Annotated in this window: 13 protein-coding genes and 3 pseudogenes; 7 read left to right on the top strand and 9 right to left on the bottom strand. The window is 41.9% G+C overall.

Features of this window, described 5'->3' with window-relative positions; all coding sequences use genetic code 11:
* Positions 1-121: 121 nt before the first annotated feature.
* The 6 genes from P40081_RS08045 to P40081_RS08015 all read left to right on the top strand — a co-directional run bounded on the left by P40081_RS08045 (position 122) and on the right by P40081_RS08015 (position 7,134).
* Positions 122-1,057: an ABC transporter permease gene (locus tag P40081_RS08045; RefSeq protein WP_042134593.1), complete on the top strand. Its 936-nt coding sequence runs from the start codon at positions 122-124 to the stop codon at positions 1,055-1,057.
* A 16-nt stretch (positions 1,058-1,073) separates the two neighbouring features.
* Positions 1,074-1,946 carry a carbohydrate ABC transporter permease gene (locus P40081_RS08040; RefSeq protein WP_042134591.1) on the top strand — a complete coding sequence of 291 codons (873 nt, stop codon included), beginning with the start codon at positions 1,074-1,076 and terminating at the stop codon, positions 1,944-1,946.
* A gap of 58 nt (positions 1,947-2,004) precedes the next feature.
* Positions 2,005-3,564, top strand: coding sequence for an extracellular solute-binding protein (locus tag P40081_RS08035; RefSeq protein WP_052421718.1), 1,560 nt, complete (start codon positions 2,005-2,007; stop codon positions 3,562-3,564).
* Positions 3,565-3,594: 30 nt separating this feature from the next.
* Positions 3,595-4,548, top strand: a complete 954-nt coding sequence (locus P40081_RS08030; RefSeq protein ID WP_231575305.1) for an MTP-1 family protein — start codon at positions 3,595-3,597, stop codon at positions 4,546-4,548.
* A 34-nt stretch (positions 4,549-4,582) separates the two neighbouring features.
* Positions 4,583-5,593, top strand: coding sequence for a glycoside hydrolase family 130 protein (locus P40081_RS08025; protein WP_042134590.1), 1,011 nt, complete (start codon positions 4,583-4,585; stop codon positions 5,591-5,593).
* Between the two features lie 590 nt (positions 5,594-6,183).
* Complete coding sequence (locus P40081_RS08015) at positions 6,184-7,134, top strand: NAD(P)H-dependent flavin oxidoreductase (protein ID WP_042134586.1); 951 nt, start codon at positions 6,184-6,186, stop codon at positions 7,132-7,134.
* Between the two features lie 236 nt (positions 7,135-7,370).
* Here P40081_RS08015 and P40081_RS08010 read toward each other — a convergent pair whose 3' ends face one another.
* Positions 7,371-10,454, bottom strand: coding sequence for a glycoside hydrolase family 2 TIM barrel-domain containing protein (locus P40081_RS08010; protein ID WP_042134585.1), 3,084 nt, complete (start codon positions 10,452-10,454; stop codon positions 7,371-7,373).
* A gap of 139 nt (positions 10,455-10,593) precedes the next feature.
* On the opposite strand from P40081_RS08010, the gene P40081_RS08005 reads away from it, so the two are divergent.
* On the top strand, positions 10,594-11,442 hold the full coding sequence (locus P40081_RS08005) for a helix-turn-helix domain-containing protein (RefSeq protein ID WP_042134583.1): 849 nt from the start codon (positions 10,594-10,596) through the stop codon (positions 11,440-11,442).
* 87 nt (positions 11,443-11,529) lie between these two features.
* Here the strand turns inward: P40081_RS08005 and P40081_RS08000 are convergent.
* The 8 genes and pseudogenes from P40081_RS08000 to P40081_RS07965 form a co-directional block, all read right to left on the bottom strand.
* A pseudogene (locus P40081_RS08000) lies at positions 11,530-11,918 on the bottom strand (sigma-70 family RNA polymerase sigma factor); the annotation flags it as partial.
* A gap of 496 nt (positions 11,919-12,414) precedes the next feature.
* Entirely contained in the window at positions 12,415-15,111 is a 2,697-nt protein-coding gene (locus tag P40081_RS07995) for a right-handed parallel beta-helix repeat-containing protein (RefSeq protein ID WP_042134580.1), read from the bottom strand.
* Positions 15,112-15,417: 306 nt separating this feature from the next.
* Positions 15,418-15,612, bottom strand: a pseudogene (locus P40081_RS07990) (IS200/IS605 family transposase); the annotation flags it as partial.
* Positions 15,606-15,788 (bottom strand): annotated as a pseudogene (locus P40081_RS39260) (DDE-type integrase/transposase/recombinase); the annotation flags it as partial. The pseudogenes P40081_RS07990 and P40081_RS39260, both read right to left, overlap by 7 nt.
* A gap of 912 nt (positions 15,789-16,700) precedes the next feature.
* The gene (gene sigK, locus P40081_RS07980; RefSeq protein ID WP_081965720.1) at positions 16,701-17,231 is read right to left on the bottom strand and encodes an RNA polymerase sporulation sigma factor SigK; all 531 of its coding nucleotides are present in this window, start codon (positions 17,229-17,231) and stop codon (positions 16,701-16,703) included.
* Positions 17,232-17,695: 464 nt separating this feature from the next.
* Positions 17,696-18,469, bottom strand: a complete 774-nt coding sequence (locus P40081_RS07975; RefSeq protein ID WP_042134578.1) for a hypothetical protein — start codon at positions 18,467-18,469, stop codon at positions 17,696-17,698.
* A 517-nt stretch (positions 18,470-18,986) separates the two neighbouring features.
* Positions 18,987-20,756 (bottom strand): hypothetical protein, encoded by a 1,770-nt coding sequence (locus P40081_RS07970; protein ID WP_042134576.1) that lies wholly within the window; start codon positions 20,754-20,756, stop codon positions 18,987-18,989.
* Entirely contained in the window at positions 20,746-23,931 is a 3,186-nt protein-coding gene (locus P40081_RS07965) for a serine/threonine-protein kinase (RefSeq protein ID WP_231575401.1), read from the bottom strand. Before P40081_RS07965 ends, P40081_RS07970 begins: the two co-directional genes overlap by 11 nt.
* Positions 23,932-24,244 lie beyond the last annotated feature (313 nt).

Below are 24,244 nucleotides of genomic sequence, written 5' to 3'. Positions count from 1 at the left end.
TTGAAAGCCTTGAATTTGAATTTGAAAGCGTTATCCTGGTTTTGAAATAGACACTTTGTGATGCGATGGCTAATCTGGAATCAAGGCAATCGTCATTTATAACAAATGGGGGGAACAGGAATTGAGAAAAAAACGGCGTCCGGGATTAGGCATTCTTTCTGACATCCGCAGGAATGGTACATCCTATTTGTTGGTTTTGCCGGCAATGGCCTACACGTTTATTTTCGGCTATATGACGTATCCTTATATGGTCATTGCTTTCCAGCGTTTTAATTATACCAAGGGAATATTTCATAGCGAATGGGTGGGATTCAAAAACTTTGAGTTTTTCTTCCGGTCCAACAAAGCGCTTACGGTCACCTTTAACACCATTTACCTGAACTTACTCTTTATTATTTTTGGTACGCTGATGGCACTGGCCATTTCACTGGTTCTAAACGAGCTGCGCAAAAAGCTGTTTGTTAAGATCAGTCAATCCCTGATGTTATTCCCGAATTTCATCTCATGGATCGTCATTAGCTATGTGCTGTATGCGCTCTTCTCAATGGATATGGGAATTGTGAACAAAACGCTGAACCAGCTCGGCATGTCCTCAGTGAACTGGTATACCGAGGCGCAGTCCTGGCCAGCGATTCTCACGGTCATGCATGTGTGGAAGGGAGCCGGAATGAGTGCCATTATCTACTTGGCGACCATTACCGGTATCGACGAGACGTTGTATGAAGCAGCCGAGATTGACGGGGCTAACCGCCTGCAGATGTGCTTCCGGATTACGCTTCCGCTAATGATGCCCACGGTTATTATCCTGACGATGCTCTCTGTCGGCAAAATTATGTACGGCGATTTCGGAATGATCTATGCGCTCATCGGTGACAACGGCACCCTATATTCGACCACGGATATCATTGATACGTATGTATTCCGGTCCCTGCGGCAGATTGGCGACCCCTCCGAAGCCATGGCTGTTGGACTTTTCCAGTCGGTCATCGGATTCATCCTTGTCTTTGGGACAAATGCCATTACCCGCAGGTTCTTCAAAGATGGCGCATTATACTAAATCCGGAGGAGTAACTATGAAAAAAATGTCAATCAGCAAGACGCTCATGTACACGCTGACTGCGGTGTATTCGGCGCTTTGCCTGCTTCCGATGCTGCTCGTGCTGATGATCTCCATCACGGATGAGGATGCTATTCTTAAGAACGGCTACAGCCTCTTTCCGGAGAAATTCTCTCTCTATGCCTATAAGCTGATCTTCACGGGCGGCTCCCAAGTCATTCAGAGCTACGGAATTTCTATCTTTGTCACGGTCGTCGGTACCACGCTGGCTATTCTGATTACTTCTATGGCAGGCTATACACTAGCGAACAAAAATGTGAAAAACCGCAATCTGCTGGCCCTTTACTTCTTTATCACCATGATTTTCACAGCCGGGATTGTGCCCTGGTATCTGATGAACCGGTCGCTCGGATTAACTAATAATATCTTGGCCCTGATTATTCCATCGCTCCTGTTCAGCCCGTTCAACCTCTTCCTTGTACGTAACTTCATGAACGGAATTCCCGACTCGCTGCGGGAATCAGCCACCATAGACGGAGCGAGTGATATTGTGATTGCCTTTAGGATTTACCTTCCGTTATGTAAGCCGGTACTCGCGACGATTGCCCTCTTCTATGGACTGGATTATTGGAACAACTGGTGGAATGCGATCATGCTGATTGACACCAAAGATTTGTATCCGCTGCAATTTATGCTTCTGCAGATGCAATCGGAGATCAGCATGCTGAACGAGATGGCCATGCTTGCCGGCACAAGCGACGTTACGCTTCCTTCGGAGTCGGTCAAGATGGCGACAGCCATCGTGACGATCGGACCGATCATCTTCCTCTACCCGTATCTGCAAAAGTACTTCGTGAAAGGTCTGGTTATAGGTTCAGTTAAAGGCTGATGTCATCCCTTAGGGGTTAACATAAATAAGGCATAAAAAGAGGAGGTCTATATTATTCATGAAAAAACATTACGCCATTCTATGTGCTGTGGTGCTTGCCCTTTCTACACTGATCGGGTGCGGCAAGGCGTCCGACAGCCCGGCTGCAAACGGGGAGAATAATGCTTCATCCCCGAAGTCGGACAATAATAATACTTCTGAGGTCGTCCGGATCAAATACGTGGTTCCCGGCACCGAGCCCAAAGATTACCAAAAGGTGTTCGAAAAAGTCAATGAGAAGCTGGCTGCAGATGGTGTCGGCGTTGAAGTGGAGAAAATCTTCATCCCCTGGGATGCGTGGGACCAGAAGCTGAACCTGATGCTGTCCACCGGTGAAGATTTTGATTTGTTTCATGTCATGCAGGACCGCACTCCGTTCTCTAACTACTATACCCGGGGTGCGCTGGCAGATATCTCAGAGGAAATTGAAAAGGTTGGAGCAAACCTCAAAAAGCATATCCCGGAGGATATCTTCAACGGGGCAACCATCGGCGGAAAATATTATATCGTCCCCTCCTACTGGGTTGAAATGGCTAGCGAGGGGCAATTCAATATCCGCCGCGACATTCTCCGCGAGAACAATCTGAAAGAACCGACAACTCCGGCTGAATTGATTAGCGCCTGGGAGATTGTGATGAAGAACTGGAAAGGGAAAAACAAACCCTATTTGGGCACCCGGGCGGACTTTGACCCGATATCCCTGCATACCTCCATCTTACACCGGAGTTATGACAGCTTCCCGTTCACTGTTAAGGATAAATTCTTTTATGTCAATCAGAACGGAGAGGTCAAATCCTGGATAGAGACGGAAGAATTCAAGAAGGATGCTGCTTTCATGCGCGAGCTGTACACCAAAGAACTTACGAATCCTGATATCCTAGTCATGAAGCAGGAGCAGGTAGATGCTCAGCTCGACAGCGGGGAATGGTTCGTACGCCTGGGAACCGGCGGAAGCTTGAACGGGCTCCAGAAATACAATCCAAAAGCTACAGTAGACGATATCGGAGTAGTATGGTTTAACCCGGAGAAAGAATATCTGCGGCCCCTCTCCTTCAAGAACGGAAATGCCGTACCGGTGAACAGCAAACATCCGGAGGCAGCCGTGAAATTCATGGATTGGATGCTGGCCAGCCAAGACAATTATGATCTGGTTCAATATGGCATAGAGGGTGAGCACTACACCAAAGATGGCGAAAAGGGCCTCAAGCCGATCAAAGATCCGAATAACAATAACAATCCAAGGTACAGGGGCTCCGATTCGCAGAACGGGAATGTGAACTTTATGCGCTTTGACCTGGAGAATAGTATTCCTGACAATAACAAAGTCTTATTTGAGCCAAATCCCAAAGCGGTCAATAGTATTGCGGCCAACTTTATTTTTGATCCAACGAATGTGAGAACGGAATATACCAATATTCTCTCAGAAGCTTCAGCCAGCATCACTCCGATCTATATGGGTGTGCTGGACTACGATAAGGCATTCCCGGAAGCGCTGGACAAAATGAAGAAAGCGGGTCTGGACAAGGTAGTTGCGGAATACCAAAAACAGTTTCAGGAGTATCAATCTTCTCTTCAATAAAAAGAGCTGATACAATAAAGGAGTGGGGAAATGTTGAGCCTGCACCAGCAAAAAAAAGAATTTGAAGCGTCAAAAACCATTTATGAAAGCGCAACCTTATCATTTAAAAACGTGGAAGGGTTTGATGTCTATAATATTTCGATTCCTTTTGAACGGGATGGCAAACGTTACTTGTTCGGCCGGGTAGAACGCCGCGAAGAATGGGCCCGCTCCTGGGTCCGCCTCTTCGAGGAGACCGGTCACGATGAGTGGACCGTGGTAGATAATAGCATGATTTATACGCTGGAGGACCCGTTTATCAGTGAAATCGGTGATGAGCTTGTCCTGGGCGGAACGCATGTGCAGTATCAAAGCGGCAAATACAGCACGTTTTTCGGGTATTTTTACCGGGGGACTGACCTCCACGATTTGTACTACTTCACTACCGGTCCTAACAAAATGAAAGATATTCGCCTTGTTGCTCTGGCGGACGGCAGGATTGGTGTCTTCTCGCGCCCGCGGGGCAGCGAGATGAGAGGCCAATACGGCAGCGAATCCATGATAGGCTTCACCGTTATTGACAAGCTGGAAGAGTTGACTGCAGACGTCATTGAGAATGCACCTTACATTCATGGTATTTTTGGTGCAGGCGAATGGGGAGGCGTCAATCAGGCTTATCTGCTGGACAGCGGCAAGATCGGGATTATCGGCCATATTTGTTATCAGCATAAGGATGAGAACGGACAGGAAATCAAGGTATATTTGAATATGGCCTTTATCTTCGATCCCATCACCCGGGAATCCCATGACCTGCATCTGATTGGCAGCCGTTCCTGCTACCCGCCGGGACCCGCCAAGACACCGTATCTGACGGACTGCGTCTTTTCTTCGGGGATCGTGATGCGGGGGGACGGCAAGGCTGATCTGTACAGCGGCGTTGGTGATTGCCAGGCCGGACGTATTACGATCGACTATCCGTTCGCACCCTATGGAAGCATTGTCTAGCACGCAGTTCATAATCCAAGGAGGATATTCTACGATGACTAATACAAATACATCCATCATAGGAGCTTTGGCATCCAGTCCGCTCATTCACCGTCATCCGGCCAACCCTGTACTGGATGCGGCCCGGGTCCCTTATCCCACCGCACTTGTGTTCAATGCAGGAGTGGTTAAGTTCGGCGGCCGGTATGTGATGGTATTCCGCAATGACTATGGCTCACTCGACAAGCAGACCCTTGAACCGACTAATACAACGGATCTGGGTATCGCCTTCAGTGAAGACGGCATTCACTGGACGGCAGGGCCCAAGCCGGTATTCAAGCTGCATGACGAAGAGGTTGTGCGCGCTTACGATCCGCGTCTGACGGTAATCGACGGCCGTTGCTACATGTGCTTCGCTGTAGATACACGTCATGGTATCCGGGGAGGGGTCGCAGTCACGGATGACTTCGAATCCTTTGAAATATTGAGCTTGTCTACGCCGGACCTGCGGAATATGGTACTGTTCCCGGAGAAGATCAACGGCAACTATGTGCGGCTGGAACGGCCGTTCACTGTATACAGCCGCGGAGGCAAGGACCGGTTCGACACCTGGATCTCGGAGTCGCCGGATCTGATCTATTGGGGACGTTCGGATCTGCTGCTGGCGGTAGAGCAGGTACCGTTCGCCAATGACAAGATCGGTCCGGCAGCGCCGCCAGTCAAGACGGATCGAGGCTGGCTCACCACCTTCCATGCGGTGGATATCGATCCCGACAGAGGGAAGCACGGCTGGGAGCCGTCCTGGAAGAAACGGTATACCGCAGGTATTATGCTGCTTGACCTGGACAATCCGAAGAAGATTCTCGGGATGAGTGCCTCGCCGCTGCTTGCACCTGAAGCCCCCTACGAAATAGACGGAGGCTTCCGCAATAATGTCATCTTCCCCGGCGGCATGATCCTGGAGGACGATGGCGAAGTGAAAATTTATTACGGAGCCGCCGATACCGTAGAATGTCTGGCTACCGCCCATGTCGATGATCTGATCCGGCTTTGTTTGGGACAGTGAGACTGGCATCCTAACTAACAGAAGCGGGTATCATCCTTGAATGAAGAGGATACCCGTTTTTACTTTGTAAAACTCATGTTACAGCTTCAACCGCTTGCGGTAACGTTCTTTCGTATTCCTTATGTAACACATAACGCTGGACGCCTCTCGAAGCGCTTACTGCTTCCCTGGCATGAGTGATAGCAGTTTCGCTATTACCTGCTTGGAGTTCAATTTCTGCGAGCAGCGCTGATCTCATCCATTGCTTCCTGATTGACTCAAGATGTTCCCGCGCTTGTGCACCCTTCCCTTCCCCCAACAGCAGAACCGCTTCATAGTACGCCCGGTAATCAGCATAGCGGATATGCGGAACGGCTTCCCGAAAACACGAACAGCACGAAATAAACTGCAATGCTCCAGCGAAAGCGTTTCATTCTAAATCTCCTTTGAATATCATCATTAACAAGCAATACTTCAATTTAAAATATTGTATCACAAGTGGAAAGACATGATATTTAACATAGTTTGAGCATGTTTACAGTCACATCCGGGAAAGACTTAACTGTGTTACGATATATCGTATTCCTTCAACTTGCGAAAGAGGTGTGTAATTGAAACTTCCAACAATCCAATTCGGACATATTAAATCGAGAGTTCCTGTTATTCAAGGTGGAATGGGTGTAGGCATATCCTTAAGTGGACTAGCCGCTGCTGTAGCCAATGCGGGCGGGATCGGCACCATCTCTGGTACAGGGATCACTGCTGAAGAGCTGAGAATGCATATTCGCAAAACAAGAGAACTCTCTAAAGGAATTGGCTATATCGGTGTGAATGTACTATTCGCAGTGAAGGACTTTGCCGAGAAAATGAAGGTTGCTTTAGAAGAAAAGGTTGACTTTATTATTTCCGGAGCCGGAATTTCTAGAGATATTTATGCTTGGGGTAGAGAATATGGTACTCCTGTCGTAACTATTGTTTCATCCGCCAAATTAGCCCGAATTTCCGAAAGACTTGGTGCCTCCGCAGTCGTTGTGGAAGGGTTCGAAGCCGGGGGACATTTAGGTACAGACAGACCCATGTTTGATATCCTTCCTGAAGTCTTAGAGGCCGTTTCGATTCCGGTTATTGCTGCGGGTGGAATTCTGACAGGGGATGATATCGCAAAAGCCCTTCGGATGGGCGCATCTGGTGTTCAAATGGGTACCCGTTTTGTGGCAAGCCATGAGTGTGATGCTCCCTTAGCCTTCAAGCAAAGGTATGTAGATGCTCAGCAAGGAGATACTGTCCTAATCAAGTCTACTGTGGGTCTGGAAGGAAGAGCGATTCGAAATGAATTTACAGACCGGATCAGTAATGATGCCAAATTAAAGATAGCCAAATGCTATGATTGTCTAAAGGTTTGTTCACATCGCTTCTGTACAATGGAATCCCTGCTTACTTCCCTTAGAGGAGATGTTAAGAACGGATTGGTTTTTGCCGGGTCCAGAGTTCATGAGATTAAAGAGATTTTGTCCGTACAGCAGATTATCGACAATTTAATGAATGAGTATCAAAGGGCATAAATATTACCTCTATCTTATAAGTCCTTATATTTATCTCATTTTCCTCTAAGCTATTTCGTTTTGAGAAATTCCACGTTGCTCCCTTAAGCTTAAGTAAAAGCGCAGAAACCGGAATTCGGCTTCTGCGCTTTTTTTGCCTACATAGTTAGAATACCGGTTATTTGAGATAAACCTGTGAATCTTTCATTCTAGTCTGGTTTAAACAATGGTTTCAGCGGATGCTTCTATTTCGATTTTTAAGAAATGATTTCTATAGTTACCGTATAAACATAGATACCTTTCTTAATTTTATATGGATCGTGAATATTTTTGGTCCAGCCGGTATCTCCGCCAAGACCTGCATGTTTGTAATCAATATTAAGATAAACAGAATCTGAATTTCCCAGCTCGTCTTCATAGGCGGCGTTGTCATATTGCTCAATACTGTGCCCATGAATATCAAAATGGAAATGTCCCGCTGCCGATACTTTTACTGCTTGTTCTTGGGATGACAAATATAAATACCGGACATCCTCCTTACCACCGCATTCTACCGGTAAGATATAGGGTACGTGCTGCTGTTCTACAGTGCTTTCATATACTCCAACGAATGCGGCAGATTTACGATCCGCGTAGTTTTCCCATGGCCCGCGGCCGTACCATTTCATCTTCTTCCAAGCATCAGAGAACTTAAAGCTAAGCCCAATTCTCGGGAGGGTGTCGACCTTGGCATTGTTCACAACTGTATTTGTGATTTCTATACCTTTGCCGCCGACGGTATAATTGGTTTTGGTTTCAATGCATCCATGATATACACCATGAACTTGAATGATAACAGCAGCCGGTGCTGCAAATACCCGAATCTTTTTGATTTCTTTCTCATTGGAATGGAGCCCGAGAGCTTTCCATTCATCTGCATAATTGGACGATTCAAGATGAATACCTCCATCAATTCCTGTTGGAGGGCGATAGAAGTTATTGGTTCCTCCCGTGAAATAATTCTTGTGATTGTATTTTACAGAAATGAACTCTGCCGTTTCTTTCGAGAAAAGAACCGTTGTATTTTCATTATAGATACGAATTTCATTTGTCGTTTCATCATAGTTCAAGCTATCCTTTTCAATATCTCCGGTATGCACTTTATTAACAGAATCTTTAATCTCTATCTGGCAGGCATAAATACAGGTTCCCTTCTTAGAATAAAAGGTGTCCTCGTCCAAATAAGCATAGAAATTAAGAAAAGCTTCCCCGGAGACTTTAGACGAATCGTATGGCGCTTGAAGCTTATCAACGGATCCGGGTGCTGTGTGATATCTAGGCAAACTACCGCTTTCCATCACATTGCCATCGCAAACCAGCTCCCAAGTCATATTCAAATGGCTTAAATCCCGATGCGTGTAATGATTATAAATTCGATAACCATTATTCCCAGGCATGTAATCTATTTGGATAGGAGATTGTACATTTTTTATTTCATTCGCAGCCGGCTTGAGAGTGAGATCAGGGAAAACAATACCATTCAGGCACATATCAGGAGCAGGATCTGTAACCTCTTCCTGGAATGCCCCGCCATAGACATACTTTTTATTCCCGTCTTTATCATGCTTAACCAGCGCTTTATCCTGAAAATCCCAAATAAATCCTCCTTGAAACCGCGGGAATTTATGAATGAGATCCCAAAATTCCTTAAAGTTCCCGTTACTGTTACTTTTCGCGTACGCATATTCACACATAATAAAAGGACGCAAATCTTCGCTTTCCGCCATGACATCCAGGATCCAATCTTTCTGAGGATACATAGGCGCCATAATATCGGAGATATTTGCCGGAGGATTCAGAGACTCATACTGAACATACCTTGTTTTGTCATACTCCTTAATCCAGCCGTACATCGCAGCATGATTCGCTCCATAACCGGATTCATTACCCAGAGACCAGAGAATAATGGATGGATGATTCTTATCTCTCAGAACCATCCGTGTAGCCCGTTCCATATACGCATGTGTCCATTCGGGGGATGCGCTTAACTGGCCGCCAAGACCGTGTGTTTCAATATTGGCTTCATCCACCAGGTAAATGCCCAGTTCATCACACAGGTCATACCATTCGATTGCGTGCGGATAGTGACTTGTTCTTACCGCATTGATATTCAGCGATTTCATGACCTGGATTTGCTCACGCATATATTCTGTTGTTACGACTCGTCCTGATTCAGGACAAAAGGCGTGAAGATTGGTTCCCCGTATAATGAGACGCTTCCCGTTAATTCTCAGAACCCCTTTTCGATCGATCTTCACTTCACGGAAGCCGACATTCGCACTCTCAATATCAATTACATTTCCAGACAAATCAATCATTTCTAATACCAATTTATAGAGGTAAGGGCTCTCGTCGCTCCACAATTGAGGATTTGAAATGGTTTTCGTAACCTTTGCTACATATTTTTCTTGCAGGTAGAAATCACAATCCGCAAACTTTGGCGTTTCAAACTCAGTAACCAATTTCTGTTCGCTATCATACAGGGACAACCGCACATGGGCTTCACCATAACCATTCGCTTGATTATTAGGTGCAACCGTCACTCTTAATTCGGCATTGTTGTAATTCCCTGAAAAGAGGGTTTCGATCTTATAATCATGAATGCGCATACGTGGTTTTGCATAAATGAGAACATCCCGGTAGATCCCCGAGAGATGCCAGTAATCCTGATCCTCCAGATAAGTCCCGGCTCCAAACCGCATAACCTGAACAGCTATACGGTTTTGTCCCTTTTGAATGTAATCCGTGATATCAAAAGAAGCGTTAAGCTTACTGTCCTGAGAATAACCAACCATTTTTCCGTTTAACCAAAGATAAAAACATGATTCTACACCTCCAAAATCGATAAATATATCCCTTTCGTTAAACTGTTCGTCAACTTCAAACGTAAGGACGTAACAACCGGTAAGGTTACTCTCTGGCACATGAGGCGGATTCAAAATGTATTCATTATTCTTGAGTTGAATTTCGTGACGTGAGCCCTCCCCTTTTTGAACAAAGGGATACAACATATTGGTGTATACAGGTTTTCCATACCCCGAAAGCTCCCAATTGGAAGGGACTGGAATATTATCCCAATGGGACACATCATGTTCAGGACTATAGAATTCATCCGTTACTTCACCGGGAGATCCGAACCATTTAAACTTCCACATTCCATTCAGGCTTTTTACGTATTTAGACTTTCTCCGGTCTCCGCTTAAAGCCTGTTCAACGGTTTCGTATACTCCGTAGGGCTCATGCATGGGATAACGGTTTTTTTGAGTAACATATTGATTTTCCCAATCTCTGCTTAGCTTCATCGGCTTAAATAACACTCCCGTCCATTGTTCTAATTGGTTGATCTTTCAATGTAGATACCCCTATAATATAAGGAAAATCCCTTATATTAAATGTTGATTCTGGTATTACATTTATCCATTTTGGTAGGAGTGTGAATACATGAATTTTGAAGACATTAATGAAAATGATGTAATCTACCGATGTATCGGCAAAGATTTTAATCAGGGTATTGTATCTTGCGGCTTTATGCGGAAAAGATCAGCAGAGCGTTCTCAATATGATTTTAAGATAGGATATTACAGCTGTTTTGTAGTCTTGCAAGGCAGTGGAACGTTTATTTCTACGGACGGTACCGTTACTCATATGCAAGCAGGTGATCTTGTTCAACGTTTACCTGAACGTTTGCACTCTACTGCAATTGAACCAGATGGTAAATGGATCGAGTTTTATATCAGTGTCGGGTATCCTGTCTATTCATACTTAAAGACACTTGGAATTATTAATTCCGATAAGGAAGTCCAATCGACACTGCATACGAATGATTTTTTCTTTGATTTTGTTTCCTTGCTGAAAGCCTTGAAAAGTGCAACAGATGAAAGTCTTCCCTCCCTGCTAATGAAGTCTCAGGATTTGATTATCAGATTACACAGTAGCATTCATAATGCTCATAGCAATGAAAATGAAAGTAAAATAACAAAAGCCTGCGAGCTGATTAGTGTCTCCAATGATACTCACTTTGATATTCAGGAAGTGGCATCTGCCGTGAATATGGGCTACGAGAACTTTCGGAAATTTTTCAAAGAGACTACGGGGATTTCCCCTAAGCGATATCACACTGAACATTTAATGAGACAGGCAAAAATGATGCTGCTATCCGGACTTCCCATCAAACACGTAGCCGTTAGTCTTGGTTACGGGGATATATATTCATTCACCAAACAATTTACGAAGTCAGAAGGGGTATCTCCAGGACGATATATCCGTAAAACAAAACCTGTTCAAAATTAAGTTTGAAAAACAAAAAGCAACTCATCCGCAGACAAGTTGCTTTATAAATGCTCTATTGTTAACGGATATTACCTTGTGATTATGAGTTTACCTTTTCGCCTTATAGAATTCATGGTATAGCTTCATGAGCGCCCGCTTCTCTATTCTTGACACATAACTCCGCGAGATCCCCAGATCCTTCGCGATCTCCCGCTGCGTCCGTTCCTCCCCGCCGGTGTCCAGGCCGAAGCGGCCGACGACGACCTCTTTTCCCCTTCATCCAAAATATCGAGATTGCGGTAGATCTTACTCTTCTCGATTTTAAGGTCAACTTCCTTAATCACATCATCCGCCTCGGATCGGAGGATATCAATCAGCGTGATTTCGTTACCCTCTTTATCTGTCCCAATCGGATCGTGCAGGGACACATCTTTACGGGTTTTTTTCAGCGAACGAAGGTGCATCAGGATTTCGTTTTCAATACAGCGGGCAGCAAAGTTAATATCTCTTCTTCTTCATCAATCATCTGTTTAAATCGATATGTGATTGTATCAAATGTCTTATAACTTTTTGTAAATCCACACTTAATACTCAGATTTCTTAGAATCAACGATTCTTTTTCTAATTTGCTATATCGGGTCAATATTTCAGGAGAAATGTTCACTACGTTTAAACTCAAATAGCTAAGTCTTATATTCATTATCCTTTTATGCTCATATAAAAGATGCAGCGTTCTCACATCCAAATATTCCAGGTCAAAATTATTCCATTCTCATCAATACTCATTTCATAATCACAAGTTCTAAACGAAATAATGTCAACGTCCTTATTTGTTCAATACATAGGATTCAGATATATTTTTTGAATAATAATGGTCCGCCCCTAATTGCATACGAACGGTTGCGGGCAAAGCTAAACGGCCTCAGTCTCATTGAATTCAGGACCAAGGCCGCTTAAAAAACTTTTATTATTTGTACTGTCTACTTCCGAAGTCTACCAGTTGTTCCCCGTACCCGAAACGGTAAAACTGCTCGAAGTATTCAGGAATTTGCCTGAAGGTGCGCCTGTAACCGTGTTGCTGTTAAACACCGAGCTTCCGGCTGCGGAGCTCTGGATATATACGCCGTAAGTTCCGGCATTCAGGATCGTATTGGATGCATAGGTCACTGAAATATTCGGGGCCGGTTCTTCAATGAAAATCCCGGAATACGTGCTGTCCTGAATCGTATTGCCGGACACGGTGACCGCGAGATTCTGCGCCTTACCGCTGTTGTTCAGCCAGTAGGCCCAGATCGCGCCGATCTGATAGCCATAGTCACGGTGGGCGGAGCCTGTGCGCAGCAGCTTGTTATTCTGAACCGTTAACGTTCCGGTCATGGACGGCGGGCTGAAGTTAGTGCCGAAGGAGATTCCTCCGCCTGTCCGCACGGTATCTGTGAGCAAATTGCCGATAACCTTGTTGTCCTTGCCGCCGTAAATAGCGATGTTGTTCGCCAGTGTAGGAATTTGTACGGTATTATAGCTGAACGTATTGTTGGTATCCAGGTAGGTATCCGACCACATGGCCATGCCATCATCGCCGCTGTTACGGATCGAGTTATTCGTAACGGTAGAATTCGAAGTCCCTCTATGCAGGTTGATGCCGTCAGCCCAGACGTTTCTGACCCTGGAATTGGAAATGGTAACGCCATCTGTCTGATTGAACCAGAAGCCTACTTTTCCGTGTTCAATCCACAGATTGTTCATGGTGGAATTCGTACCGTTTCCCTCAACTCCGGTCACACCGTTGTAGTCGTCACGGATAAGGTCATTGCTGCTAATTTTAAAGTCGGACAGGGTAACATTGCCGCCTCTCAAGTAGAAGCCCGCATAAATGCCTGACAGGGTGGAATACCAGACCCCAGACCCTTTGACGGACACGCCGCTATCGAGGTAGAGTCTTGTGCCGCTTTCGTTATAGCCGGCGCCTCTGATGCCGTTGTTCAAGGTAAAGGTTCCTGCGGGAATCCACACGCCCTTGTAGGTACCGCCGGAGTTTTTAACGGCAGTAATCGCGTTATTGATAGCAGTAGTATCATCGATGTCATCGTTAGCTATTGCACCATACGAGGTGACCGGGACGTAATTTGACGGCATCGTAAGTGCTGCCGGGACCGCTTCCGTTTCGAGCAGATCGACGGTTACGTAGGCGGTAGTGCTGAAGTTCAGGTTAGAGGCATTTCGCTGCAGCTTAATAACCGTTCCGGCTGGATACGATTTATCCAGTACAACGGATACTTCATCAAACATATGTGCAGGTGTAGTTGAAGCCGCATTGGGATTGTTGGACCAGCGGATCTCGCCGCCTTCAGTCCCCCATTCCCCGTAGTTCCAGCTGTATTTGGAGGTCAGGCTGATATCCTTGAACAGCGTTCCGCCAATATACATACTGATCGCGGAATCAATGCCCGTTCCGGCTGCATTATCCGGGATTGCATAACGGATCGTGACACCCTGTACAGCTTTGGCAAGGGTAATTTGCATATACTGGCCTGCGGAGGTCAGCTTCACCGCTTTTCGGCCAGATGCTTCGGAAGCAAGCTCGCCGGCTGTAGTGGGCGGGCCGATGAGCGCTCCGGTGTACGAGGCATTCTCCGCTTCGTAGGTGTCATAAGGCATAGTCGCCCCATAGGTTCCAGCGGACGGGGTTGGTGTAGCTGTTGACGTCGGTGTAGGTGTAGAAGTTGGAGTTGGAGTTGGTGTAGCGGTTGCTGTTGGTGTGGCTGTCGGTGTAACTGCGCCAGAGCCGTACACTTCGAATTCCGCCACCTGGCCCGCAGTTGAGCCGGTATTGGCTGTGAAATTCAGCCGGACATATCTCGTAGAAGCCGCTGTAAAGGAGATAGATACCGTATTGTTCGAGACCGGATTGAAAGAGTAGGTCTGTGAAGCAGCCAGCGTGCTGTAAGATGTGTTGTTGGTGCTGCCCAGTATGGACAGCGTTTGGGTTCTTGTCCCCCAGGTGGAGGGGAACTTAAGCACGACTGTATTCACACTCTGCACACTTCCGAGGTCTACAGTTAATGTATTCGGATAGCTGTTAGCCGCGCCTTCATAGTAAGTAGCTGCATTTCCGTCCACTGCATTTCCGGCAGGATAACCGGAATACGTGTTGTTCGCAGTTATAGTTTTGTTCAGGGCCAGATTGGTGCCCAGGGAGATGTCCACCATGAGATTATCCAGATTTACGTTGCCGCTGTCTGTTGAATCAAATTTGACCATAAGGGTATTGCTGCCTGAATTCAGGGAAACCGTTTCGGCAGCCGCTCCCCAAGTATTCCAGTCCGCAGTTGCCGGCAGCGTAATTTGCTTCAGCCTAGTGCCGTTAATATACAGACTCAAGGTCTGCGCGAAACCGGTACCGTTGGCATATCTTAGAGCTGCTGTGTAATTGCCCGCTGAGGAAACGCTTACAGTAAACTTCACGGAAGCATTACTTTTATTGTTGTCCGTATAGCCGCCGACAAATCCCGTCCCGGTGTAACCGGTATGATCGGAAGCTGCCGCTGTCCCTCCTGATAGTGTTGCGGATTCCGCTTCATAGGTCTGTGCTGCTGCCGAGACCCTCGGGGCGCCCGGTAACTGCAGTGCCACGAGGGCCAGGACAAGCACATACACCAGTAACTTACGGATGCTTAATTTTTTCAACATTTCATTCCCTCCAGTGTGTAAGAATCTGAGCCGTTACCTGTATTGCATGAAGACAAAAAGTATCTTTTTGGAAAGCATTTTTATTATAAATCGTTTTGCCCGTGTTATCCGGACCTCTTGGGGATGCTATCCGGACGTTTGTGCAGACTCTTTCCTCGCAAGACAATCAGGACCACCCGACCAACGGGTGGTTTGCTCTTGGGGTATAACCCCCTGTTGCGCTACTGCGCCTAAAGACGTTAGCCTGACCACAAATTTGTTCAGGCTCAGTGTAATTTGTAATTTTCACTTAACCGTTAAACAGGCTTATTTCTTTTTGTTCCTTTTGTCACAGAATGAATCTTCGTACTCTTTTACATTCGGTTTATCTATCGCCTGGTCATGTGCTTCTTGTTCACGAATGTACTTAGCTACGGTGACTTCATTTAAACCTACGGTGCTCACATATTACCCCTCCACCCAAAACTTTCGATTCCCATATTTATACTTTAGCCGGGCGTTCCCTTGCGGGACATGCTCATGGTAATGCCTTTTCCTTTGACTGCAGTCTGGTACATCTGAGACGTGTATACGCTGCCTTGGTCACAATGAAGCAGCATATTTGCCCATTTTGGAAGTTGATTCAGCGTATCCAAAACTAAAGATGTGTCTTGCTTGTCCGCTATACTGTAAGCCACTCACTCTAGTTGCCAACGCAAAAACACCTCCAAGATTATCTCCCTATCTTACGACAGGGTTCCGTTTTCTTGAAAGGTGTTCTGATATTGTCTCACGTTATGGGGTCAGTCCCCCAGGAATAAGGTTTTTAATTATTGTCATATATTTAATTCCTTTCGCCGCATAATGGTTTATTGGGATTAGTCGGTTTTTTTATAGCGTCTCCCATTTTAAGACTTTTTTTATCCTTGATAAAAACAGTCTTAATTCCCTAATTAGCACATTATGAATACTATAATACATACGTATCGCTAAACTATCATTAACGCAATACCGAAAGCGTTTCTTGTTGGCTAGTGCCCCTTCAGAGATCATAGTTGGGAAAAAAGGTATACGTAAAGCCAACTCTCTCGAGGTGAGCGGCATGACTTATGGCATTATAGGTAATTAAAGTTCCTTGTAGCAAATTAATCTGAATCAACAGGCTGACTTTTTCCGTTAGTATCTTGGCAATGCATTCCGACAAAGGCACAGGTTAAAAAAGAATTATTCCTTAGTTCAAGAAAGCCCACTTGTACTTCTCTAATATTTATTCTCATTTGAAGTAATTCTCTGAACCATTTCACTATCTCCGCCCTTCCCTTCTCATGTATCTTTACAAGTTGATTTAACACAAAATTTTTTTGAAGCACATCCTCCGTCAGGAAAAACTGTCTTTATGAAATGATTTATTTCTCTCTGATATGGACCTTGATGCTTTTCGTGTTTTTCATACGTATGTAAAAATTGAACATGGAGATCATATATTTCTTTGTAGCTCATTGTTATGAAACTCTCCTTTTTATCGGTTATACTGAGATGTACTCAAACTCATAACCTGCATTATTAAAATAATAAAAGCAACTCATCCGAGGACAAGTCGCTTTTAAAAGTTATCGCTTTGCCTTATAAAACTCATGATAAAGCTTCATTAACGCGCGCTTCTCGATTCGCGATACATAACTACGGCTGATCCCTAGGTCCTTAGCGATTTCCCGTTGCGTCCGTTCTTCTCCTCCGGTATCCAGGCCGAAGCGACCGACGACTACCTCTTTCTCCCTCTCGTCCAAAATGTCGAGGTTACGGTATATCTTGCTCTTCTCAATCTTGAGATCTACTTCCTTAATCACATCATCCGCCTCGGAACCGAGGATATCGATCAGCGTAATCTCGTTGCCTTCCTTGTCTGTCCCAATCGGATCGTGCAGGGACACGTCCTTACGTGTCTTTTTCAACGAACGCAAGTGCATCAGGATTTCATTCTCTATACAACGGGCCGCAAAAGTCGCTAGCTTCGTGCCCTTATTCGGGCGATAGCTCTCAATAGCCTTGATCAGCCCGATGGTGCCGATGGAGATGAGGTCCTCCATGTCTTCGCCGGTGTTGTCGAATTTTTTGAGGTTGTGGACACGATGCGATGTCAAAAAATAATGAAATTTATTTCACATATAATCAGCTTAGCATTATACAGGAATAAGAGCGCAGCAGGCGCAGATGAAGAAGATAAAGGAGTAGTTTGAAAAAACGTAGAAACTAACTAAGAGAACGGATTTTCCTTAGGTGGGTCGAAACACCAAAATTCATGCAGCAGTGGATGCGGTGGGTATTCGTTACTCCTATTTCAAACATGATGAAGTATCCATGATTGAATAGTGCCCCAATTCCTCTCTGGCGTAACGCTGTCCAGAAGTGTTGTTTTAGCTGATAAAGCCTGCGGAACCATGGACATCCAAACGTATATAGAACCTCAAGACGCAACCTCCCGCCTCCCTCCATAGTCAAATTTTTTAACTATTTGGTCCAATACTTCATCTCACTCAAACCACGATTTGCTCCTCTTGACTCGTAGGACTAACTCCAAACTAATGCTCTTTACCTTCAAGGTTGGCTAACCTTTTAGAAAAATGGTTTTTGTAACATCCTCTTTCTTTATGGTTAATACCCTTTCAAAATGCATATAAGTTTGCTTAGTCATATCAAAAAGATAAATACTTATGGGATCCTGTACATTTTCATCCTCTTCTGATAGAACAAGTTGAGTAGCAGATATTGCATACAATACATATAGGTGTTTTTCTTCTATTTTTTCTGGAGTGGGGGACAATACGTAACGCCAACGTTTTTTCCTATAACCTTGCAAGTATAGTTGTGCTTTTAATAAAAGATAAGTAATGGAAAAAAACACAAGAATACATGTAACAATATCTCCGTAATACTGTTCCTTTTTAACTCCAAGCAATAAGTAAAACTCGTTTAAGAAATACCCATATACAATAATATTCAGAAAAACTAATGAAACGATAATATATTCAACCTTTTTCTCAGAATAATTTAATTCCAGGCCTGTCTTCTTTTCCTTTCGTAGTTTCAATAAGCAACCACATCCTATACCCATTAATCCAATAACATATGCGAGGAAAAGAAGGAACACAGCTGCATCTGTATGTTTGAAATCTTTGATTTGACTAAAAAAGGCACCAAAAAGTACACCATAACCAACAAAAAGAACAACTAAAATAATAAAGGCACAAACCGTTTGCAACATTTTTTGGTATTTTGGAATAAGTAATCTATCAAAGCTATTTGACGTTAGAGTTTTTGAGACAAAGTTTATAGCAAGCACACTACTACTAGCCAGAACGATCTTTAAAAAGGTTTCCATACATACTTACCCTCCACTTTGGAATTTTTTAAAGGTAAAAATTCTTTTCCAATCAAATGCTCCAAGTAACTGTTGGAGAGTTCTCAGTTAATGTTCATTTTACAGTATCTTAAACTTCACTATTTCAGGTTACCTTGATAAAATTTTTTCATCATATATTATCCACCAAAAACAGAGCGCGGGTTATAAGCAATGGCATTAACTCCACCATCTTTGGATTCATCTTACCCTAGAATTGAAAAGAGCCGCACTTATAATCTCAGAGCGGCTCATGCTGTCCGTATTGTGAATTCACATTTTTATATCATCTGACCTCAGGGCAAAACTTAAATTTATCAAATCAAATTCTCTAAATATACTAATTTAAAATTAGTAATTCGTTGTTTTGTCGCTGGTTCCGCTCATTTATTTCACCAGACATAATTTGAGGTTGGATAATAAAGTTGATTAAAATTATTCTCTAACCATTTTATCTTTCCTGATTTATTGAGCATGTTTAACAATAATAATATCGCATTCACAAACTATTAAACACTGAGCGAATGTTGTTTACTTCTGCAATTAGTACATCATAAAGATCACGTATTAATTTCGTCTGTAGAATATGATACCCGTTTTCCACAAATATCGGCAATGCCCCATTTAAATCTTCATTTAAAAACAAAAAATAATTTTCTTTAACTTGATCGTCTAGCTTTAAATGATGTCCCGCATTTCTATATACTCTAATTTTATGAAGAACTCTTTGAATTTTAGGAAAGTAATTTTTAAAGTCAACAAAAAAGTAGCTATTCCTATTCCCCTTATTCAGCACCTCTATTAATGATTGCATTACCGTGTTCACAAAATTTTCAAACTTCTCTTCGGTTGTAGCAACTGGTATACTTAATAACCTCTGTAAATTAGGAATTGCTCCACCACCAATCCAGCCCTTTCCATTAACGGATAATAGGTGATCATCAACATTAACAACCATTTCTGCGATGCCCTTTAATTTAGTTTCAATTTCCTTCTTATCCATCAACTCTATAATTATGTTCTCTTTTGTCTCCTCAAAATAAAAGTTTTTTAAAGTTTGCAATTCTGAATGCTGCTCTATTAAAAAACCTTCTTCAGTCATAGTAAGGTTACTTTTAGCTAAACCTACACTATGTTGTACTAGCTTTGAAACAAGCCCTTTTTTTGTATCTATGAGGATACACTTATTGGTATATTCCGCGATATTTTGAATTTTAAATAAACCCTCGTACTTATTTCTAAGCTCTAAAAGTTTCTCGTACTGCTTCTTTTGCAGTTCGCTTGCGAACTGCCTTCCAGAAACAATATAGTTTATCTTTACTTTTTTCTTTAATAATTCAACTATCTTTGAAATCATTTTATCTGTTGGGATATGCAATTCAACAAGAGGAATACTTATGTCTAAAATGGTTTTTGCTTCATCCATCAAATCATACATATACGAATACAATTTCCCTGGACCAACTATCTCATTATCACTTTTTAGTAATGATTCATATTTAATATTAGAATATTGTTTAAAATATAACTCCTCGTTTATTTTATATATAGAAAAACCACGTTCATCAAGCCCTATAAGTGAAGCCTCATATTTTTGTTTATGCTCATTTCCATCATACGCCATTATCCTTACGTTATTATTAGTGTCTGAATAAAGAAGAATACATATCCTTTTATATTGAGTTTTCTTTGGTCTTATCTTTAGTATTTCTAGGAGTTTACCAGCTGAGCTTTCGTCGTCATCATCATTTTTATTTATTGCATGTAGAACATTGTTTACTTCACTAAAGTTAATTAAATCTTCTTTATCAGGCGTTTCAATAAAAGGATCTACAACTTGGATTCCTAACTCACGTATGTTTTGCGCGGATATCCAATTACGATCAGCTTTTATCTCACCAGTTAAACCATCAATAACAACTGGGATATCAGTTTTGTCATAACTATCGATTTTGTTATCCTGTATGTAAATTATGCCTTGTTCTGTTATTGACTTTTCAAGCGGTTCAATAAAACCCATTGATATAAGATTATACCAAGAAGCTTCTACGAGTTGTGGATCTAAACCTAAAAGATTCGTTATTTCATTTAGTGACAGATTGTGTTCCGATAATCTTAAAACAAACTCTTCGACTACATGTAGGTTCTTTTCTTGTAACAAAAGGCAGTGCAAATTTCGCTTGAAAATTGGAACACCTATTTCAACATACCCAACTAATTTGTGATCAGGTAGATCACTTGATTTTAACAGTAAATCCTCAATAGCCATTAGCATCCTCCAACAAGCACGCATTTTTATTTTTAGCTATATAAGTTAATATATTAGCAAAAGGGTTTTCCGAAAATACAGCTGCCTTCTTTGCAAATTCTGCATTTCCAACTATAATGAGCAATGTCTTTCCCCTTGATAATGCAACATTTAGCCTTCGTGCATCCTTTAGAAAACCCAATTTATATTCAGGATTACATCTCACAAGACTATATATGGAAATATCAGTCTCTGACCCTTGAAACGCATCTACGTTATCAATCGATATCTTCGTGGATTTCCATTTCCTCGTATTACTTGGGTTAATATAATTGCTCAATAATTTTTTTTGTGCATCATATCCTGATATCACACCAACACTTACAATTGTACCTTTTTTACTATACGCATCTTCTATCAATTCGAGCTGTTGTAATATAATTTTCGCTTCAACTTCATTCCTTTTAGAAGAAAAATGTCTTTGTTCATTGTTATTTACTAAATTTTCAGTATTTAACCACACTATAGCTTTAGGCCAATATGGTAAAGCATGCTTACGTTCATTAGCAGACTTTTTACTTATTATCTTTGTAGATGGATAAAACAACTCATTAATCAACTCAGCAATAGATGGATGCATTCGAAATTGTGCGGTAAGTATTATTTTTGAATTATTAGGCATTTTTTCGAAAAGTTCTTCAAATAAACTCTTTGAAAGATCACTTTGACTAATCCGTTCCTCAATCAGCTTTTTTCTATCCTCATTTCTATTTACTACTGGTGGGAGTTGTTTATGGTCTCCAACCAAGATAATCTTTTTCCCTCTAACTATTGGTACAAGTAATTCTGGAGCAGTTGCACGCGCAGCCTCGTCAACTATTACCCAGTCAAACCATGTTTCGTTTAAAACATGCCTTGAAGCTATGCCCGCACAGGTAGAAGCAACCACCGACGCTTTTTGTGCGAAAATTTCATCAAATTCGTCTAAGGCTTTTAGCCGTTTTTGCCACTGAAAGACAATTGAAGAAATCTTTCTAATTGCACTATTTCTTGGATCTCCTATATCGAGTATATTTGTTTTTATTACATCGTTATTTTTAGCCTTACCAGCTATAAATTGAGTTATTTGCTCCTCTTCTGATGAAGTAATTTCATATTTTAATTTTAGTAATGAGATTAATGAATTAGTGGATCTTCCTCTCACTGCTTCAATCCATTTAGGCATTTGATTATTCAGTAAAAGCAACTTAGAGTCTTCCGAGATCCGTTCACTTCTTCCCACTCTAATGATTACCTTGTCAGAGTTGTCATTCTTTAATTGATAATCAATATTTTTTACTGCATGGTCTACAGCGACATGGGATTGAGATGCCAGTAATATTTTTGATGCTGGGTCATCCTTGAGAATTTGACATACTATCTCAGTAATAACTGTTGTCTTCCCTGTGCCCGGAGGTCCTTGTATCAAGAAAATATCTTTTGTTGATAATGCCTTTTTAACTGCCTCTTGATTAGAAGAATCTAAACCTGTCTGAGTGTAGGCATCAATAAACTTTGCACTGTTCATTTCAACAACATCTGGATTACTTAATATATCAAGCAAGTTCTTGTTTATAGATTTGCCCATCTTTAAAGTCCTAATTGCTCTTCTAAGTCGCTTTGAATTACTTTCTGACTGTACGATATCAATTCCAAGTCTGCCTACCTTCGATATCTCATCTATGTTAACATCATTATTCAAATCTATGGTCAATTTATCATTTTCATATTCTTCAAATGTTCCGATAGAAATTTGTTTATCTTTTCTGCTTGTCAGCTGGATAATATCACCTTGTTGGATTTCGTGTTCAAAGTCTTCTACTGTAACTATGAGTTTATTCTGAGAAACCTCGTAATCAAAATCGCTGTAGGAACTTATATAACGTTTGGATAAATTCATCTTTAACTCATCATCCAAAAATTGTTCCCACTTTTCAATTAACTTCGTACCTTTCATTTCCATTGCCTGTCTTGCTTGGTTACGAAGCTTCACCTCATTTACTTCATCCAAAAATTCTTTAATATCATCTCTTTTTTCAAAATACTGAGTTTCAGAAACCACTATCCATTTAAATTCACATGGAATTCCCTTATTATATTCAGCTTCTCTATCAATATAATCTTCCAAATGGTGTATTTTTGTTATGCATAAGTGAGTTTCATCGTAAGACAATTGACATGTATATTTATTATTTGTTCCAACGACGATAAAGTTATTATGTTGCTTATATACACTGCTCCTTTGCAAGTCTTTTTCTAAAAATGCAAGGGCATGCTCCATACCTTGATACGGGATATTTCCAATTTCGTATAAATACTTAATTGAACTACTCAATAATTTAATATGGTATTTCTTGCTGATTGAAAATCCAGATAAATAGATCTTTTTTAAATCCCTAATCACCTGATAAATAGATTGGTATCTTTCTTTAGGATCATATGCTGTCATTTTCTTCAAAGCAGCTTTTATTTCCTCAGAAAAGTCTAGTGCGTGAATATCATTTCCTAATTCGCTTTTATTTTCTGATGGGTCAGTTCTTGATAGACAGAAATACATTACGCAACCCAATGAAAAAATATCACTTTCATTTCCTACACTATTTCTAAGTAACTGTTCAGGCGAAGTATATGAAGCAGTCATGTAATCTTTTAAAGTATCTTTTTGATTATAGGTTATACCCAAAACCTTACTAATTCCGAAATCTATTATTTTTACGATACCATCATGAGAAACCAATATATTTGAAGGCTTTAGGTCTCTATGAATTATCTTCTTAGTATGAGCTTCAGATATGCCCTCAGCAATTTGAATAATAATTTTTAGAACGTCCCCCAAATCAGGGTTGCTTCTCAAAATGTAATCAGACAGTGTAAATTCTGAAAAATACTCAGTTGCAATATAAAACGTATTATTTTCAACACCAGAATCAACAAATTTTATTATATTGGGGTGATCAATAACCGATAAAGCTCCAGACTCGCGTTTGTATAATTCACTAACATCATTAAGCTTCACATCATCGTTTGAAAACGTTAAGATTTTCAGAGCAACAGCTTGATCATTCTTAATGTTCTTTGCAAGATACACTTTACTGAACGATGACCTGTTTTCACCCAACTGAGACAATGCTATGAATTTATTTCCAATAATACGCATATTCACGTAATTCCCTCCACCTAGATTGTTGTAGTTATGTATCTTTTCGACAAAAAACCAATATATTCCTTCTTTGAACAACAATAAATTCAAAGAAGGTCCTATTGAAAATTGATATAAATTTTCATCGCACACTCGAAATGAACTTCATCTAGAACTAAAACAAATATTCGTTGTACTACATCTTCCACAAATTCAATCAAAAGTCTCTCTGAATGAACTCTATACTTCTCACATTTTATATATGTATGCAGCAGCTGAACATGAAGATCATATACACCTTTGTATGTCATCATATTGCTCCTGTAGTAGA

It is taken from the genome of Paenibacillus sp. FSL P4-0081 (assembly GCF_000758565.1).
Lineage (GTDB): Bacteria > Bacillota > Bacilli > Paenibacillales > Paenibacillaceae > Paenibacillus_AQ > Paenibacillus_AQ phytohabitans.
The sequence above is the reverse complement of the archived record's forward strand: the minus strand, read 5'-3'. Positions and strand labels throughout refer to the sequence as shown.

Bases quoted from the DNA above. Each gene is read 5' to 3' on its own strand.
- P40081_RS07970 (WP_042134576.1), bottom strand. From the start codon at position 20,756: ATGGCTATTGAGGATTTACTGTTAAAATCAAGTGATCTACCTGATCAC.
- P40081_RS07975 (WP_042134578.1), bottom strand. From the start codon at position 18,469: ATGGAAACCTTTTTAAAGATCGTTCTGGCTAGTAGTAGTGTGCTTGCT.
- P40081_RS07995 (WP_042134580.1), bottom strand. From the start codon at position 15,111: ATGTTGAAAAAATTAAGCATCCGTAAGTTACTGGTGTATGTGCTTGTC.
- P40081_RS08025 (WP_042134590.1), top strand. From the start codon at position 4,583: ATGACTAATACAAATACATCCATCATAGGAGCTTTGGCATCCAGTCCG.
- P40081_RS07965 (WP_231575401.1), bottom strand. From the start codon at position 23,931: ATGCGTATTATTGGAAATAAATTCATAGCATTGTCTCAGTTGGGTGAA.
- P40081_RS08010 (WP_042134585.1), bottom strand. From the start codon at position 10,454: ATGAAGCTAAGCAGAGATTGGGAAAATCAATATGTTACTCAAAAAAAC.
- P40081_RS08040 (WP_042134591.1), top strand. From the start codon at position 1,074: ATGAAAAAAATGTCAATCAGCAAGACGCTCATGTACACGCTGACTGCG.
- P40081_RS08005 (WP_042134583.1), top strand. From the start codon at position 10,594: ATGAATTTTGAAGACATTAATGAAAATGATGTAATCTACCGATGTATC.
- P40081_RS08035 (WP_052421718.1), top strand. From the start codon at position 2,005: ATGAAAAAACATTACGCCATTCTATGTGCTGTGGTGCTTGCCCTTTCT.
- P40081_RS08030 (WP_231575305.1), top strand. From the start codon at position 3,595: ATGTTGAGCCTGCACCAGCAAAAAAAAGAATTTGAAGCGTCAAAAACC.